Here is a 2,363-nt window from a genome sequence, read left to right as displayed (position 1 = left end):
GCGAGCTTATCCAGGACAGCTTTCTCGACGCGAATGATTTCGACGGAAAAATCTTTTTCTTCAAAGAGTTTAAATACTTTTTCGGAATATTCCGAAAGCGCGGCGGCGACGACGTGAATGCGGACTTTCGTTTCGGGCGCACGGGAACGCCGGATTGAATTTATCGCGACCGCCGTCATGTTCACATAGCCGTCGTCGGTGATGAAAGCACAATCGACGGTGTCCTGCGGAAACGGCGCATCGGGAATAGGCGGAAAGCAATCTTGAATGCCGAATTCTTCCCGAAGGAAACGGAACGGATAGTCGGCTTTATGTTGCCAAGCAAGCGGAAAGGAAACGGATGCGTCGATCTCCTTCAGCAGGGCGATCGCGCTTTGGTCAGCGGGAACGTGCTCGCCGCTTTTCTCGCGTTCCACGAGGGCGAGGACGTGCGGCTTGAACTCTTCGAAAAGGCGGTGAATCTGCAGCCAGTGGAGCTTGGCGTAGCCGCGTTCCCGCGAGAACGCGAGCAGATCGCGGACGCCGCGGAGCTGGTCGCAGACGCGGCGCGGAACGGTGTAGTCCGGCGTGTGCCAGTCGCGGAAGACGTAGGTCGGGCGGCGCAGAGCGTAGAACGTTCCCGCGGCGTCGAGCGCGCGGGCGCAAAAGACCGGATCCTGATAGCGGATGTAGGGCGGAAAGAAGATTTCGTTTTCGACGAGCATTTTCCGCTCGAAAATGTAGCGGTAAAATCCGTAGTCGAACTGCCACTCGGCGAAGCGCATGAAGCCGTCGCGCGGGAACGCCTGGTCGACGTTGCTGCCCCAGGAAGCGTCGGGAAAACAGCGTATGCCGTCGTTCGCGAGGGAGCAGAGACCGCCGCCGCAGACGCGCACGCGCTTTTCCTTCGCCCAAAGATAGAGCGCCTCGTAAGTCTTTTCGTCGGGCAAAAGGTCGTCGGGATCGAGGAACGCGACGAATTCGCCGCGCGCGGCGCGGATGCCGGCGTTGCGGGCGGGACCGACGCCGGCGTTTTCCTGTGTGATCACGCGGACGCGCGGATCGCGGGCGGCGTATTCGGCGAGAATCGCGGGCGAGCCGTCGGTGGAGCCGTCGTCCACGCAGATGATTTCGATCTCGCGGAGCGACTGAGCGACGACGGAATCGAGGCACGCGCGCAGGTATTTTTCGGCGTTGTAAACGGGAATGACGACAGAGACGAGGGGATGTCGCATGGCAGATGATGGAAGTTGTGAATGGAAGGCTTGATTTATGAAGACAAAAGATAACATATGCACAGAGAAATGAACAGCGGAAAATTCGGAGATGCGAAAACGCCAAGCGCATCTCAATAGAGAACACGTCGAAGGGAAAAATCTTTGCTCCCCGACGCCTTTGCGAGAAATTTCACGCCCGCGAATTCGAAGGACGCGCTCAATTGTCGGAGAGATCGCGGGGAGCGCGGGTCATGAGGCGCGCTTCGAGGCGGCGGCTCTTTTCCGCGAGACGGCGCCACAGATCGGGCTCGGCGGATTCGCACCACGCGTCGAAGTCCGCGCGGACGGGCAGCCACGTTCCCGAAGCGAGCTCGTCTTCGAGCTGACGCGGCGCCCAGCCGGACGTTCCCGCGAACGCGAAGAGGCGCGCCGCGGGATCGCCGGCGAGCTCGCGCACGCGGTCGGGAGAAAGTCCCAGCTGCACGACGCGTCCGCCCGTAATGGGATTGCGGATACAGGCGAGCAGCGTCAGCCCCGCCGCCCCGACGGGACCGCCGACGTGCATCGGAATCCGCGCGAGCGGCGTTCCCGTGAACGACGGCGAGCATTCGCCCAGCATCCGCCGCATGGGCGCGTTGAGGATCAGTCCCTGCGCGCCTTCGTCGTGGGAAAAACGCGAAATCCAGACGACGGAGCGCTCGAAAATTCCCTTCACGCCGAGGCGCGCCAACAGAAAATTGCCGCGCACCTTGTCGTGAATCGTCGCCTCTTCCGGATTCGCCATCGCGGGAAAATCACGCCTCGCCCGCGCCGGCGAGGTTCAGCTTTTCGACGCGGATCTTCGCGTCGGCGAGCAGCTGCGGGACCAGCGGGTCGTTGCGGTAATCGTGAATGTACTTGACGACGCCGACGCCCGCCGAAGCCAGAATCTTCGCGCAGTTCACGCACGGGAAATGCGTGACGTAAACGGTCGCGCCCATCACGGAGACGCCGCGCTTGGCGGCGTCCGCGATCGCGTTCTGCTCGGCGTGCACGGTCGCCTGTTCGTGTCCGTCGCGAACGCAGGAACAATGCGGCGCGCCGGGCAGAAAGCCGTTGTAGCCGGCGGCGATGACGCGGTTCGGATGCGTTCCCGCGGAGACGAGCACGCAGCCGACGTGCAGACGC

The 2,363-nt window shown here is 62.2% G+C and carries 3 protein-coding genes; all 3 read right to left on the bottom strand.

From position 1 onward, the window contains the following. The coding region (locus ACQREB_RS08790) for a glycosyltransferase family 2 protein (protein ID WP_427767818.1) at positions 1-1,214 on the bottom strand (1,214 nt) is incomplete at its 3' end. Between the two features lie 199 nt (positions 1,215-1,413). Then, the gene (locus tag ACQREB_RS08785) at positions 1,414-1,980 is read right to left on the bottom strand and encodes a YqgE/AlgH family protein (protein ID WP_427767815.1); all 567 of its coding nucleotides are present in this window, start codon (positions 1,978-1,980) and stop codon (positions 1,414-1,416) included. 10 nt (positions 1,981-1,990) lie between these two features. Next, the coding region (locus ACQREB_RS08780; RefSeq protein WP_427767813.1) for a deoxycytidylate deaminase at positions 1,991-2,363 on the bottom strand (373 nt) is incomplete at its 5' end.

The sequence above is a fragment of the Candidatus Spyradosoma sp. SGI.093 genome (assembly GCF_050314555.1).
Taxonomy (GTDB): Bacteria; Verrucomicrobiota; Verrucomicrobiia; order Opitutales; family UBA953; genus Spyradosoma.
This window is presented reverse-complemented; position numbering and strand designations above follow the sequence as displayed.

Bases quoted from the DNA above. Each gene is read 5' to 3' on its own strand.
- ACQREB_RS08785 (WP_427767815.1), bottom strand. From the start codon at position 1,980: ATGGCGAATCCGGAAGAGGCGACGATTCACGACAAGGTGCGCGGCAAT.